This is a genomic window from Halomonas sp. AOP43-A1-21, from assembly GCF_052376775.1.
GTDB classification, from domain to species: Bacteria; Pseudomonadota; Gammaproteobacteria; order Pseudomonadales; family Halomonadaceae; genus Vreelandella; species Vreelandella colorata.
In genome coordinates, this window is sequence record NZ_JBQSWC010000012.1 from 1 (window position 1) to 13422 (window position 13422).

Below are 13422 nucleotides of genomic sequence, written 5' to 3' on the forward strand. Positions count from 1 at the left end.
CTGCGTCTGCGTCTGCGTCTGCGTCTGCGTCTGCGTCTGCGTCTGCGTCTGCGTCTGCGTCTGCATCAGTATCGTCAATGTCGGCAGCTAAGGCAGCACCGTCTAACTCAAAGAACTCAGCGGCGCCTAAGCTGCCTGCTGTTTCGAAACCTAGAGGGTCGGTTTCTTCGGCAACGCGTGCAACGCGCACGAAGTCGTGGCTGCCGCCGCCGCCCCCGCCGGCGCCACCAGCGGCCGTCGCGTCAAGTAGTTCAAGCAGGTCGCCGTCTTCATCCAGGGCGGCCAAGAGAGCCTCAAGGTCTTCATCTAGAACACTGGCTTCATCAGTAGCAACGATCTGTTCGTTATCAAGCTCTGGCGTCACGACGACTTCTTGTCCGCCTTCCACCAGGTTGATACCCGTACTGTCGGCAAAATCTAGCTCGACCCGGCCATCGCTTGAGGTAATAAGTGTTTCACCTTCTTGCAACACGTCGCCAATGCTCAGCTCGCGAAGATTGCCCGCCTCATCACGTGCCCAAGCTTGTCCGGTAATCGAGATAATAGTTGCCGCGGCCATATGTTACTCCTGGATAAACAGAGAGGCCGTCTTGACTAGCGCTGCATGAAGGCGTGCTAGATAAAGGAACGGCATATGAACGCATAATAGGGATAAGGACTAGTAAAAAATACTGTACCGTTGGACAGAATATAAATTAAATCGTATCAGGCAGGTCATTGATTAGCAGGAGAAGGGCCAGGCTGTGCTTAGTGCTTTAATACGTACAGAAATGCGTATAGAACGTCATAAAGCACAGCCTTTTTTACATTAAGAGTTAACGCGATAATCGTTGTTCGCAAGTTTCAAAATGAGTTGCAAGCGATCACGTACGCCAAGCTTTTTAAAGATGGCACTCAGGTGAGCTTTGACCGTCCGTTCAGTAATGTCCAGTTGCCGAGCGACTTCCTTGTTGGCAGCGCCAGACGTTACGGCAATCGCAACACTCTGCTCACGTTCAGTGAGAAGGCTCAGGCACTCAGCGGCAGGCCGCGCATTTTGCTCTGTTCGCTGCTGTAGCGCTTTAAAAGACCCGCCTAATACTTTAGAAAGCAGCTCCTGTCCTACCCATACGCCTTGGTTCGCTACCACCAGAGCCACTTGCTTTAATACGTCGACTGCCGCAAGCGTATGCACATAGCCTCTTGCCCCCTGATCCAGTGCCTTTAGCGCTTCACGATCATTAGGCATATAACTTAAAATAACCACCGTGACATTGGCAGCAACCAAGCGCCGGGCCAACGCTGGCCAAGTCTCTACAGTGGTTACCAGCCAAATAAGATCGCCCGGTTTTATCTGGCTCTCAATATTGTGCTCTTGTGCTGACTGCGCATCCGGAAATGCTGCCTCCCAACGCGATTTTAGGTCGCCATTTGTTGTCACAAACCAATTTGTCATTAGCGTTCCCCCATTGAATCACGCCACGCCCTTAATACAGGCTTAAGCATAAACTGCATTACCGTTCTTTTTCCGGTCACGATATCGACTTGTGCTGTCATACCTGGAATAACCTGAAGCCGATCAGCAACGCTTTCATTTTCTAAGCTGCGTACCCGAACAAGATAAAAGGTGTTGTTATCATCATCGGTGATGGTATCTGCGCTTATCAGCTCCAGCTCAGCCTGTAAGCCGCCATAAATGGCGTAATCGTAAGCCGTTAACTTGATAGTAGCTGGCTGTCCGGGATGCAAAAACGCGATATCTTGAGGTGCAATTCTAGCCTCTACCAATAGCTGGTCGTCACTTGGCACAATCTCAACAACTTCTTGGCCAGGCTGTGCCACACCACCAATAGTGTTGATATGAATACGCTGAACCACGCCATCAACCGGCGAGCGTATTTCAGTTAACCTTACCCGGTCTTGCAGCCCTGTTCCTGATTGCTGCAACGCATTCAGATCACCTATCGCTTGGGCAAGATCGTTACGCCACTCGCTTCTGCGCTCTGCGCTTAGCTCGCGTAGCTGTGTCTCAGCTTCTTCTACGGCCGCGGTTAAACGAGCAACTGCTGCATCAGCTTGGTTCCGTTCGCCGGTCGCGGCAGACACCTGACGCTGCAGGCGAAGGATTTCAACTTCAGAAACAGCGCCTGACGCTAGCAAAGGGCGCGTCAGATTAAGCTCCTGGCTTGCCATATTGACTTCTCGCTGCGCGGTATCACGACGCGCCACCGCTTCACGCAGCTCTTCTTCGCGTTGGCGAATACGATCACCAAGGACGTTGCCCTGTTCGCGCAGCTCCTCACGCCGGCTTTCGTAGGCCTCTCGCTCCTGCATGACAATATCCGGTACTTCCTGGCGCAACTCTTCCGAAGGTTCGAACGGTGTATCAGTAGCCAGCGCACGTAGCCGTTCAGCACGCGCCTGTAGAGCAAAACGTTGCGCGCGATTCTCACGAAAATCAGAAACAAACCGGGTCGGGTCGATTTGCATCAACACTTCGCCCGCACTCACCATTTGCCCTTCTCTCACCATAATTTGTTCAACGACACCGCCATCAAACGATTGAACACGCTGTAATTGACTAGCCGGTATAACGCGGCCCGCGCCACGCGTTACTTCATCTATAGAGGCGAAGTAGGCCCATACCAACAGTGCGATAAGGGTAAACAAGACGGTGTAGAGAAAAAGCCGCGCACGAATGGGCTCTTGCTGCATACGCGCCCAATCCGTATCACTGGCCCAGTCGCGATTCAAATGCGCTGAGGTGACGCGCTTGGCAAACAGTCGGTCCATAAAAGGACGAAACGGCTTTTGGCCTTTTTCAGAAAACCGACCAATCGCATCGAAGCCCTTCTGCTCTGCCGTTGAGGAGGATTTTTTTGCCATTACGATGCCCTCCCGATCTGACCATTTCGCAGCGCCTCGACCACGGTATCGCGAGGACCGTCAGCCACAACTTTGCCAGCATCCATAACGATAATACGATCCACGAGTGAAAGCAGCGATGTACGGTGAGTAACCACTAATACCGTTTTACCTTCAGCCACTTTGGTGAGGTTGGCTTTAAACGCCTCTTCACTAGCGTTATCCATTGAACTAGTGGGCTCATCCAGCAGCAATATGGAAGGGTCTTGGACCAGGGCACGGGCAATGGCCACCGACTGTTTTTGGCCACCGGAAAGCGCTTGACCACGCTCCCCCACCTGCAAATCAATGCCGCTCGGATGCCCATTCACTAATGATTCAAGCCCGGCTATCTGCAGCGCACGCAGCAACTCGTCATCATCAATACGATCACTCCCCCCGCCAGCTACAATATTGTCGCGCAGCGAGCCGGCAAAAAGACTGACATCCTGAGGCACATAGCCGATATGGCTGCGAAGCTGTAGAGGATCCAGCTGACGGATATCGACGCCATCCAGCAAAATAGATCCAGAGGTAGGTTGATAAAAACCAAGTATCAGTTTATTGAGCGACGACTTACCGCAACCAATGCGCCCCAACAAGGCAATTTTTTCTCCGGCCTTGATTGAAATAGAGACATCACGCAGTGCATCACGCTCTTCATCCGGGTAGCGCAAGGTAACTTTGTCCAGACGAATACTGCCGGCCACGCTTGGTTTTTCAACGTAGGCTTTTCCCTCATGGCGCTCAACACGCTTATCCATCACCTTGTTCAATGACTCAAGCGCCGTAGAAGATTGATGATACTGGGCAAGTAAAGCGGCAGCCTGACTGATGGGCGCCATAGCTCGCGACGAGAGCATATAGGCTGCAATCAATCCACCTTGGGTCAAATTACCTTCAATAATTTGATAGACCCCAACAATAATCACACAGACAGCCACGCTGTTCTGTGCCCACTGCGCCACGCTTGAAACAGAGGTACTCACGTGTTTTAACTGCGCACCGGTGCGCGATAAGAAGGCCGACGCTTTTTCCCAGTGGCGTTGAATACGGCTTTCGGCACGCAACGCTTTTACTGTTTCTAACTGTGAAATGGATTCGACCAGCAACGCATTGCGCCTGGCGCCTACCTCCCATGTCGTCTGAGAAAGCTCATGTAACTTACCCTGGGCGGCAAGCGCGTAGAGCAGCACAAATATGATTCCGGCCAGTACAGGAAGTACCAACCAAGGGTTGATCAAAGCAATAATGGCGGCAAATAGCAGCACGAAGGGCAAATCGACAATGCCTAAAACCGTTGCCGAGCCGATAAACGCACGCACCGATTCAAACGATTGCAAGGTAGAGGTAAACGAGCCGGTGGATGCAGGCCGCTCTTCCAGCCGCATGCCGAGCGACTTGGCCATAATAGAGGACGACAGCTTTACGTCGGCCCGGCTTGCCGCCAAATCAACAAAACCCGAGCGCATAAGCCTTAGCGCCAAATCAAAGCATAAAACAATAAAAACGCCGATCGCCAACACCCAAAGTGTTTCGGTAGCCTGATTGGGAACGACCCGATCATATACATTGAGTACAAACAGCGGCATTGCCAGGGCAAACAGGTTAACCGCTACCGAGCCGAGTACGATATCTCGATAGAGACGCCGATTCTCGCGAATAACCCCCCAAAACCAGTGTTGATCACGCTGTTTTTTTACGCCCGGTTCTGAGACGTTGTCTGATCTGAACTTGGGGCGCACGTAGATGGCTTCACCGCTATATCCTGCGTACAGCTCACCAAGCGGCATCTCGATAGCCGCTTCTGAAAGCTCGGGAAAAATCACCTGAGCTTTCTGACCCTTCAGGTCCAGCGCCAGCAGCACGCAGGCACGACCAGGTTCCAGCAACAAAACAGCGGGCAACAACGCAGGGTTAAGCGCTGACAACTTACTTTTTACAATACGTGCCGTAAGCCCCGCCCGTGAAGCCGCTCGCCCAAAGACAGAAGGAATTAGCTTCCCTTCTTCTAAAGGCAAGCCTGCGATCAAAGCTTCTGAAGAAACTTCATGCTGATGAAACGTAGCAATGGCTTTAAGGCACTCTAAAAGCTCATCATTAACTTTTGGCCTACCACGTTGCAGGGGGGCGGAAGTTTCCAGCTTGCTTTGTGTCACAAAGACCTCGTTACTTTAAGCAGTTGCGTACGTTAAGAAATGCCATCCATGAATATAAGCCTTTCACATGAATCCTATCGTTCAGAGGTGGCCTGATCCAACCCCCTAGCCTTAACAGAGGGCTGGTCCAGTCATGCGTACTCAAAACTGCTTAACCGGCAGTAAAGTCCTGCAATGTAAAGCCCTGTGGGCCTTCAGTGGCACATACTTGGCCAGGGTTTAATGAAGGGTCCTCATAGCCCAGGTCAGCCAAACTTGGAATATCATCACGCACTACTTCCAAGGTCTGCATCAACTGGCCCATCGCAGCGAGCGTACGTGCTTCGGCTAGCGTGCGATCAAACTCAGCATTGGCGTAAGCCCGGCTAGCTTCAAAGTACTCGTTTTCGCTATCCAGAACGTCTAGCAACGTACGCTGCCCAATATCAAACTGCTGTTGATAAGCACCACGCACCCGGTCAATAGATTGACGGTGATCGTTTAAGTAATTGAGCTGCTCCGTTAACCGCTGGGTATCGTTATAAGCAATCTGGGTGGTTTGGCGCACATTCGTACACGCCGTTTCACGCTGATTAACAGCCTCTTCAATACGCGTTGCTGCTGCATCAAACGCAGCTCGGTCACTGCCGCCACGGTAGATGTTCATACTGGCAACCAGTTGAATACTATGCTCGTCGCTACGTCCAGTTAGTGAGTTGTCCTGATTATTGGTGCCTGTACGCCCTTGAATATCCAGACGCGGCATAAACGCTGCCCGAGAGCCATTTTGCTCAGCGCGCTGCACCTCAATGTTTTCCATTGCGGCATAAAAATCAGGGTTACCCTGGAAAGCCATTTCAACGGCTGCATTGACATTGCTTGGCAGCTGCTCTGTGAGCGACGGCGCAGGCAGCATGTTCTGGGCTGGTAGCGTGCCGACAATCCGCTGATACCGGGCGGTCACATCGTGAAGGTTAGAGGCTTCTGACATCAGGTTCGACTCAGCTAACGCCAAACGGCCGCTAATTTGCTCTAAATCCACTCCCCTGCCCGCACCGGCAAGAGCGCGCTCTTCAATTTGAGAGAAAACCCGCTGGTGCTGACGGTAGTTATCCTGCGCCAAGCGAACGAGCTCGCGGTAACGCAATACATCCAAGTACGTGCGAAATGCTTCTAATGCTATATTTTCGCTGGTGCCCAGTAATTCAAAGTAAGCGATAAGACGGGTATGCCCCAGACGCTCAACTTCGCTACGCGTCGCAAAACCGTCAAACACCACTTGCGTTAGGGTTAGTTCGGCAAAATCACTGTTATAGCTGCCCTGACCGTCATTTTGCTGGTCCTGGAGGCCTACACCTGCTCTTACATCAATCGTTGGCAGATAGTTACCTTGAGCGGCCCTAACATCACTACCTGATGCGTTAAAGTTAGCCCAGGCAGCGTTAACTTCAGGATTGGATACGATGGTTTGCTGAATGGTGCTCGGCAGGTCTGTAGAGCCAGGCGTATAAAGGCTGGCAGGCAGCGATTGCGCCAAAGCCGAAAGCGGCATGCAGGCTAGAGTGGCAACTGTTAGCGGCTGAATAGCACTATGTAAGAAAATCTTCTTCAGTTTTACTTTCATATTACCTTTCATCAAGAGTGATCCCTATTGCGTAAAACGCTTATCAAGCAATGGAGTCGCCACTTTCACCACCCCGTTGCACTTTCATGGAGCCATACGCTTAGTAATCTCATTAAATACAAGACTAATATTTTATTTACTTCAATAGTTTATTAGAAATTGTGCTATTGAGACTAATGAAAATTACCTAGCAAGAAAGCGTATCAAACAAAAGTTACGCTAAATTTACAAGATGAAAACAAAAATAAACATTTTTTTATAGCGCAGCCGTTTCTGGTTTTCTCTGAAGTTGCTGCAGCGCCAATCCTAATAAAATGAAAAACAATCCCACAAAGGTAGAAGGCAGAAGCGGCTCATCAACGACTAGATAGAGCAGTAGCAACGAAACCGGCGGGGAAAGAAAAATGAGCGTTGAGACTTTAGCCGTGCGCGAGACCTTGTGAACCGCCATCTGCCATAAGACGAACGCGATCCCCATTTCAAACAGCCCAACATACACACCCGCCCCGACGGCTTTCCAGCCATGCCATTGAAAACCCGGCCCGATTAACAACAGCGCGGTCAAGATGGGCAGTCCTACAGTAAAGTTCTGCCACTGCCCCACTAATGGCGGCCGCTCGTCGCGTGCGTTGAGCAGCCAATAAAGCGCCCATAGAAGCGTGGAGCTTAATGCCAGTAACACGCCAAGCGGATCTTCAAACGACATATTGAATACCGCACCGCGTGTTGCAATCACCCAGACGCCTGCATAGGCCACTAAGCCTGCGACAATATCCATGCGCGTTAGCCGTTGCCCTAGAATAGGAACCGCTAAAAAGGCCATCGCTAGCGCCCACGTATAGTTAAGGGCCATGGCCTCTTGCCCAGGCAGACGGTCGTAAGCGGCAAACAGTACCAGATAGTAAGCGACGGGATTCATAACGCCTGCCCATAAGGCCGTTTTCCATCCGCTATTGAGCGCCTGCCTCATGGTGCCCTGTTTGAGTACCAAGCCTCCCATCAACAGCCAGGAAACCACCGCGGCAAGCCACATCAGCTCAAGTGGAGTCATCCAGCCAAGGCCGACTTTAAATGCTGTCGCTACCGTTGACCAAAGCCCAACAGCACCTAACCCATAGAGAATAGCTTGCCGATCCTGGCTCATCGGTCGATATGCCCCAAGTCGCGGCTCGGCTCGATCTGATCACGAACACGCTGCTTGAGCACTTTGCTATCGGGGAAGCCACCATCACGCTTGCGCTCCCACATCAACGTATCATCACACCAGATTTCAAAGGTGCCGCCGTGCGAAGGCGCAAGCGCTACCTCCTCCAAGCTTTCGCCAAAGGTAGAAAGTAACTCCTGGGCATACCAAGCGCTGCGTAAAAGCCACTGGCACTGCGTGCAGTAGCGAATTTTAATCCGTGACACGCTTAAGCTCCTTCTCAGTATAATGTGGTGGTTTCTTACTGCATTTTGTCACCCTAGGGTAGTAACCGCCAAGGAACAGCAATGGCTGAACGCAATATTTCTCAAACGCGTCTTTTTGAAAGGCTGACAGGTGATGAAGATAACCGCCTGTGTGACGACATCCCAGAGCAAGCCTGCTCTGAGCAGCCGCACAACTTTTTCCTGCATTTATGGGCATCGCTGGGTAATAAGCTTGCCGATGAGCTCTCAAGCGCTCGTTTAGTTCTCCCCTGGCTAATGGGGATCATTGGCGCTCCGATATGGATGGTGGGTCTACTGGTACCTATCCGTGAATCTGGCGCCCTGCTGCCTCAGGTCTTTGTAGCAGGCTTTATTCGCCTAAAACCCAAGCGAAAAGGCGTATGGGTGGCGGGCGCGGTACTTCAGGCATTGGCCGCGTTAATACTTGCCGTGCTCGCCCTTACCGGTCGGGGTAGTCTAGGCGGCGCTGGCGTTTTAATTGTTTTAATACTGCTGTCATTAGCGCGCGGCCTTTCTTCTATCGCCAGTAAAGATGTTATGGGCAAAACCATTGCCAAACGCCGTCGCGGTACGCTGATGGGATGGAGTGGAAGCGTGGCAGGCGGCGCCACGCTGGCAGCGGGCGGCGTACTTATGCTGCTGGGTGATCGTCCCGGAAATACTGCCCTGGCGGTTTTGTTAAGTGTGGCGGCACTTAGCTGGTTATTGAATGCTTTTTGTGCGGCGCGAATTAAAGAAGTACCCGGCGCGGTTGATGGTGGAGAAAATGCCTGGGGTAGCGTTAAGCTTGGCTTATCGCTGTTAAAAAAAGACCGTACGTTTCTGCACTTCAACGTGGCCAGAGCCCTCCTGCTTTCCAGTGCATTAGCCCTGCCCTACATTGCCCTACTTGGCCAGCAGCAAAGCGGCTCTGAACTCAGTGGGCTAGGCCTGCTGGTAGTGGTTTCAGGGCTTGCCGGGATGGTCGCAAGCCCCATCTGGGGAAAACTGGCCGACCAATCCAGCCGTCGCGTTATGCGCAACGCCGCTATTGGCACGGTTGCCTGCTGCTTGCTCGGTGCAAGCTTTGCTTGGCTACCCGGCACTTGGACCCAAAGCGTTTGGCCGTATGCCGTGGTTTATGCACTGCTGGTCATCGTTCACCATGGCGTCCGTTTGGGACGTAAAACGTATATTGTGGATATGGCGAGCCAAGATGATCGTGCACTTTACGTTGCGCTTTCCAACACGCTGACAGGCGTATTAATGCTGCTGGTAGGTGGCGTTATCGGCGGCTTGGCGCAGTGGCTGGGCAGCGCAGCATTACTTTTGCTGCTAGCCTTAACCGCAGTTGGCGCGATACTCAGCGCACAGAAATTACCCGAGGTCGAACAACAATCATGATTGCAATGAACCGCAACGCTCGCCATCATGGCAAGCGTATGGCAGCGATATGCGGATAGTTTGCTATTCTAGAATAGATAAGTGATTTGAAATGCCGCTTAGCTCCTGCGCTGATACACAGCGCCATGGCTACGGAAGAACCGAAGCAGCAACAGGAATCCCTTGATGAAACGATCTCCCCTGATCAGCCCCGAATTACTTGAACGTATTATTGATGCTTCCCAGGACGGCATTGTTGTTGCCGAGCAGGAAGGCGATGAAAATATCCTCATTTATGTCAACAAAGGGTTTGAGCGCTTGACGGGTTATAGCGCCGACGAAATTCTGTACCGCGACTGTCGTTTTCTACAAAACGATGACCGTGACCAAGAGGCGCTTAACGTTATTCGTGATGCGTTAAAGAATCTGCAGCCTTGTCGTGAAGTTCTGCGTAACTACCGCAAAGATGGCTCGATGTTCTGGAATGAACTCTCCATGACGCCCGTATTCGATGAGGCCGATCACCTCATGTATTTTATTGGCGTACAAAAAGATGTCACTGAACGCGTTGAAGCCCAGCTTGCGTTAGCGAAATTACAAGACAATCAAACCACCCCTAGCAAAGCACACGCATAATAAAATCCGGACTAATACTTGACCTTCACCCCAAGTGGCGTTATATAGCGGCTAGGCGCTATTTTAGCGTTTGGCGCTTCTCTTAAAAGAAGCCGTTGTGATGCCGGTTCGCCGGCTTGGGTTGGAGGGCATACCATGAGCCGTGACCCCTTAAATCGTGAAAATTTTTCAGCGGAAGGTCATGAAGCTGAAGAGTTCGATAATCTTGATGCTGTGAATGACGAACACTACGGCAAGCACAAGCCTAGCAAGGCTGATTCGCTACGCGCTCGCCGTCAGGTAGAAGCCTGGCTTGAAGAACGTCGCCTGCAGCGTGCCATAGAAGATGACTGGGACGCTTAAGCCAAGGCAGCGCTTAATGCTTAGAGAGCCTGATTTTAAAAGCTATCAGCGCCTTGCTTTCCCAAGCACCAGATTCGCAATACCGTTTTTAACAGCACAGCGCTATGTCATTCCCGGCGCTTTCTGGCCTTTCCAAGCGTAGGGCACTATCATTTGAGCCCTACTCAGCACTTTGCTGTCGTTTTCATCAACCTAATGGATTTCCATGGCGCAATACGTATTCACCATGAATCGGGTTGGCAAAGTCGTGCCGCCCAAGAAACAAATTCTCAAGGATATATCGCTGTCGTTTTTCCCGGGTGCCAAAATTGGCGTGCTGGGCCTGAACGGTTCTGGTAAATCCACGCTGCTGCGCATTATGGCCGGTGTCGATAAAGAGTTTGAAGGTGAAGCTCGTCCGATGCCGGGTATCAATGTAGGTTACCTTCCTCAGGAGCCGCAGCTCGACGATGAGAAGAACGTCCGCGATACGGTTGAGGAAGCGCTCGGTGCCATTAAAGAGGCACAAGAGAAGCTAGATGCCGTGTACGCAGCCTACGCTGAACCTGATGCCGACTTCGATGCCCTGGCAAGCGAGCAGGCACGCCTTGAAAACATGATCGAAGCAGCCGACGCGCACAACCTTGAGCGTAAGCTTGACGTTGCCGCAGAAGCGCTGCGCTTACCGCCCTGGGACGCTAAAGTCGGCAACCTATCAGGTGGTGAGCGCCGCCGCGTTGCCCTGTGCCGCCTGCTGCTTTCAAGCCCGGACATGCTGCTGCTCGATGAGCCAACCAACCACCTGGACGCCGAATCAGTTGCCTGGCTGGAGCGCTTCCTCCATGACTATAACGGTACCGTAGTGGCGATCACCCACGACCGTTATTTCCTGGATAACGTTGCCGGCTGGATTCTGGAACTTGACCGCGGCCAGGGCATTCCGTTTGAGGGTAACTACTCTCAGTGGCTGGAGCAGAAAGAGCACCGTCTGACTCAGGAAGCCAAGCAGGAAGCCTCGCGTCAAAAAGCCATCAAGCAAGAGCTCGAGTGGGTTCGCAGTAACGCGAAAGGTCGTCAGGCAAAAAGCAAAGCGCGCCTTAATCGCTTTGAAGAAATGCAGTCGGGCGACTTCCAGAAGCGTAACGAAACCAACGAGATTTATATTCCGCCTGGCCCGCGCCTGGGTGACAAGGTCATCGAATTTCATAACGTTACCAAGCGCTTCGATGACAAGCTGCTTTACCAGGATCTATCGTTCACCATTCCCCAGGGCGCGATCGTAGGCATTGTTGGGGGTAACGGTGCGGGTAAATCCACCCTCTTCAAGCTGGTAACGGGCCAAGAGCAGCCGGACGCGGGTGAAGTGGTCATCGGGGAAACCGTTGATATTGCTTATGTCGAGCAGCTTCGCGATGCGCTGGATGACAAGCAGACTGTTTGGCAGGCGGTATCTGGCGAGCAGGATATCCTCAACATCAATGGTTACGAAGTCTCTTCGCGCGCCTACGTTGGTCGTTTCAACTTTAAGGGTAACGACCAGCAAAAGCGCCTGGATGAACTTTCAGGCGGTGAACGTGGACGTTTGCAGCTTGCCCAAACCCTCAAACAGGGCGCCAACGTGCTGCTGCTGGATGAGCCCTCAAACGACCTGGATATCGAAACGCTACGCGCACTGGAAGAAGCCCTGCTGGCATTCCCAGGCTGCGCCATGGTGATTTCTCACGATCGCTGGTTCTTAGATCGTATTGCTACGCATATTCTGGCTTTTGAAGGTGACTCAGAAGTCGTCTTCTTCGACGGTAATTACACCGATTATGAAGAAGATCATAAAAAGCGGGTAGGTAACGACACGCCCAAGCGCATGAAGTATAAGCGTATCGATGCGTAATACGCTTTAGCGCCTGCCAGTATGCAAAAAGCCCCATAATGGGGCTTTTTGTTCATCTGGTTTTGGCTGAATCAATACGTTAGCGACGGCGTCCGGTAAATAACGACACTACGAACAGAATTAAAAACAGAACAAATAAAATTTGCGCGATGGTTGACGCAACACCTGCAATACCCGAAAAACCGAGCACACCTGCGATAATCGCAATAATCAAAAAAAGCATCGCATTGCCTAGCATCGTCTCTCTCCTTTTCCTTGGTGACGCTTTTCCACTTAAAAGCGTACGTTACCTTACGTACGACCTGCTTTGACAAAATTAAGCTTTGGCGATAATCCGCTATTCGTCAAGAAATTAACAATACGTTTATCGTTGCGCTTACGTACGTTTTTAGTACTTACGCCCACCTCAAAACATGACGCTTTTAAAACTATGTTTTTAAAACATGGTTTTAAAACATTGTTTTAAAAATAGTAAGCGCCTTTGGTCAACCCTTGAGCCACAAAACGCATACCCCATTTAATCGGCGCGGGAAAACGTAAGCCGCCCGCCTCAATGGCCTGATGCGCATGGTGTGCCTCATCGGTGGCCATCTGGCGAAGTAATGCCTGGGAGCGCTGATCGCCCTCGATCAACCGGGCTTGCTGCAGCTCAAAGTGCTTACCAGCCACCTCTTGGGTCGCCGCCACCATTCCTAGGCTAAGGCGGTCGCTGGTCACGCCGGATAGAGCGCCTGCTGCGTAGGCTGATGCATAGAAAAGCGGAGTGAAGTGGCTTGTCCGGCTGTTTAGCTGCATCAGACGCTCTTCACACCACGCCAAATGATCAAACGCTTCAGCCGCGGACTGCTCCATTTGCAGACGCGAGTGAGGCAGCGCCGCAGTGGCGCTCTGTCCTTGGTAGAGGCCTTGATTAAACACGCTGATCAAGTGGTTGGTGCGCATTAACCCAGCGGTGTGGCGGCGCTCATGTGTGTCAAACGCGAGATCCTCTACCTTGCCAACCGGGTGATTACGCTGCGACTTGGCGGCGTTAGGGATCAGCGAGCGTAGCGCAGTATCGAACTGATGAATAACGTAATCAGACCGACTAAGTTGACGCTTCATGGCTTACTCCGCTTATCGACAAAAAGGGAAGTCAA

General features: G+C 51.8%; 13 protein-coding genes. 4 read left to right on the forward strand and 9 right to left on the reverse strand.

The window, feature by feature from the left end; genetic code table 11:
* The 7 genes from ACT3R7_RS08555 to ACT3R7_RS08585 form a co-directional block, all read right to left on the reverse strand.
* The coding region (locus tag ACT3R7_RS08555; protein ID WP_496199012.1) for a retention module-containing protein at positions 1-559 on the reverse strand (559 nt) is incomplete at its 3' end.
* Positions 560-808: 249 nt separating this feature from the next.
* Entirely contained in the window at positions 809-1435 is a 627-nt protein-coding gene (locus tag ACT3R7_RS08560; RefSeq protein WP_192539836.1) for a response regulator transcription factor, read from the reverse strand.
* The gene (locus tag ACT3R7_RS08565) at positions 1435-2865 is read right to left on the reverse strand and encodes an HlyD family type I secretion periplasmic adaptor subunit (protein ID WP_193091652.1); all 1431 of its coding nucleotides are present in this window, start codon (positions 2863-2865) and stop codon (positions 1435-1437) included. The genes ACT3R7_RS08560 and ACT3R7_RS08565 overlap by 1 nt, the downstream gene beginning before the upstream one ends.
* Complete coding sequence (locus tag ACT3R7_RS08570; protein ID WP_319643922.1) at positions 2865-5042, reverse strand: type I secretion system permease/ATPase; 2178 nt, start codon at positions 5040-5042, stop codon at positions 2865-2867. The genes ACT3R7_RS08565 and ACT3R7_RS08570 overlap by 1 nt, the downstream gene beginning before the upstream one ends.
* Before the next feature lie 151 nt (positions 5043-5193).
* Complete coding sequence (locus tag ACT3R7_RS08575; RefSeq protein WP_226940121.1) at positions 5194-6645, reverse strand: TolC family outer membrane protein; 1452 nt, start codon at positions 6643-6645, stop codon at positions 5194-5196.
* A gap of 256 nt (positions 6646-6901) precedes the next feature.
* Positions 6902-7789 carry a DMT family transporter gene (locus ACT3R7_RS08580; protein ID WP_192539183.1) on the reverse strand — a complete coding sequence of 296 codons (888 nt, stop codon included), beginning with the start codon at positions 7787-7789 and terminating at the stop codon, positions 6902-6904.
* The gene (locus ACT3R7_RS08585; RefSeq protein ID WP_192539182.1) at positions 7786-8055 is read right to left on the reverse strand and encodes an Rdx family protein; all 270 of its coding nucleotides are present in this window, start codon (positions 8053-8055) and stop codon (positions 7786-7788) included. The genes ACT3R7_RS08580 and ACT3R7_RS08585 overlap by 4 nt, the downstream gene beginning before the upstream one ends.
* An 81-nt stretch (positions 8056-8136) precedes the next feature.
* Here ACT3R7_RS08585 and ACT3R7_RS08590 point away from each other — a divergent pair, with 81 nt between their 5' ends.
* The 4 genes from ACT3R7_RS08590 (at position 8137) to ettA (ending at position 12283) form a co-directional block, all read left to right on the forward strand.
* Entirely contained in the window at positions 8137-9459 is a 1323-nt protein-coding gene (locus ACT3R7_RS08590) for an MFS transporter (protein WP_193091650.1), read from the forward strand.
* A gap of 165 nt (positions 9460-9624) precedes the next feature.
* Positions 9625-10074, forward strand: coding sequence for a PAS domain S-box protein (locus tag ACT3R7_RS08595; RefSeq protein WP_192539180.1), 450 nt, complete (start codon positions 9625-9627; stop codon positions 10072-10074).
* A gap of 135 nt (positions 10075-10209) precedes the next feature.
* A complete protein-coding gene (locus ACT3R7_RS08600; protein WP_018918586.1) occupies positions 10210-10416 on the forward strand; it encodes a PA3496 family putative envelope integrity protein in 207 nt (68 codons plus the stop codon).
* 205 nt (positions 10417-10621) lie between these two features.
* A complete protein-coding gene (ettA, locus tag ACT3R7_RS08605; protein WP_018918587.1) occupies positions 10622-12283 on the forward strand; it encodes an energy-dependent translational throttle protein EttA in 1662 nt (553 codons plus the stop codon).
* Between the two features lie 79 nt (positions 12284-12362).
* Here ettA and ACT3R7_RS08610 read toward each other — a convergent pair whose 3' ends face one another.
* Together ACT3R7_RS08610 and coq7 are read right to left on the reverse strand one after the other, a co-directional pair.
* Positions 12363-12521, reverse strand: coding sequence for a DUF1328 domain-containing protein (locus tag ACT3R7_RS08610; protein WP_018918588.1), 159 nt, complete (start codon positions 12519-12521; stop codon positions 12363-12365).
* 224 nt (positions 12522-12745) lie between these two features.
* Positions 12746-13387: a 2-polyprenyl-3-methyl-6-methoxy-1,4-benzoquinone monooxygenase gene (coq7, locus tag ACT3R7_RS08615; protein ID WP_192539179.1), complete on the reverse strand. Its 642-nt coding sequence runs from the start codon at positions 13385-13387 to the stop codon at positions 12746-12748.
* Between the last annotated feature and the right edge of the window lie 35 nt (positions 13388-13422).

Coding starts and splice junctions, on each gene's coding strand:
- ACT3R7_RS08560 (WP_192539836.1), bottom strand. CDS start 1,435: ATGACAAATTGGTTTGTGACAACAAATGGCGACCTAAAATCGCGTTGG.
- ACT3R7_RS08565 (WP_193091652.1), bottom strand. CDS start 2,865: ATGGCAAAAAAATCCTCCTCAACGGCAGAGCAGAAGGGCTTCGATGCG.
- ACT3R7_RS08575 (WP_226940121.1), bottom strand. CDS start 6,645: ATGAAAGTAAAACTGAAGAAGATTTTCTTACATAGTGCTATTCAGCCG.
- ACT3R7_RS08580 (WP_192539183.1), bottom strand. CDS start 7,789: ATGAGCCAGGATCGGCAAGCTATTCTCTATGGGTTAGGTGCTGTTGGG.
- ACT3R7_RS08590 (WP_193091650.1), top strand. CDS start 8,137: ATGGCTGAACGCAATATTTCTCAAACGCGTCTTTTTGAAAGGCTGACA.
- ACT3R7_RS08595 (WP_192539180.1), top strand. CDS start 9,625: ATGAAACGATCTCCCCTGATCAGCCCCGAATTACTTGAACGTATTATT.
- ACT3R7_RS08600 (WP_018918586.1), top strand. CDS start 10,210: ATGAGCCGTGACCCCTTAAATCGTGAAAATTTTTCAGCGGAAGGTCAT.
- ettA (WP_018918587.1), top strand. CDS start 10,622: ATGGCGCAATACGTATTCACCATGAATCGGGTTGGCAAAGTCGTGCCG.
- ACT3R7_RS08610 (WP_018918588.1), bottom strand. CDS start 12,521: ATGCTAGGCAATGCGATGCTTTTTTTGATTATTGCGATTATCGCAGGT.
- coq7 (WP_192539179.1), bottom strand. CDS start 13,387: ATGAAGCGTCAACTTAGTCGGTCTGATTACGTTATTCATCAGTTCGAT.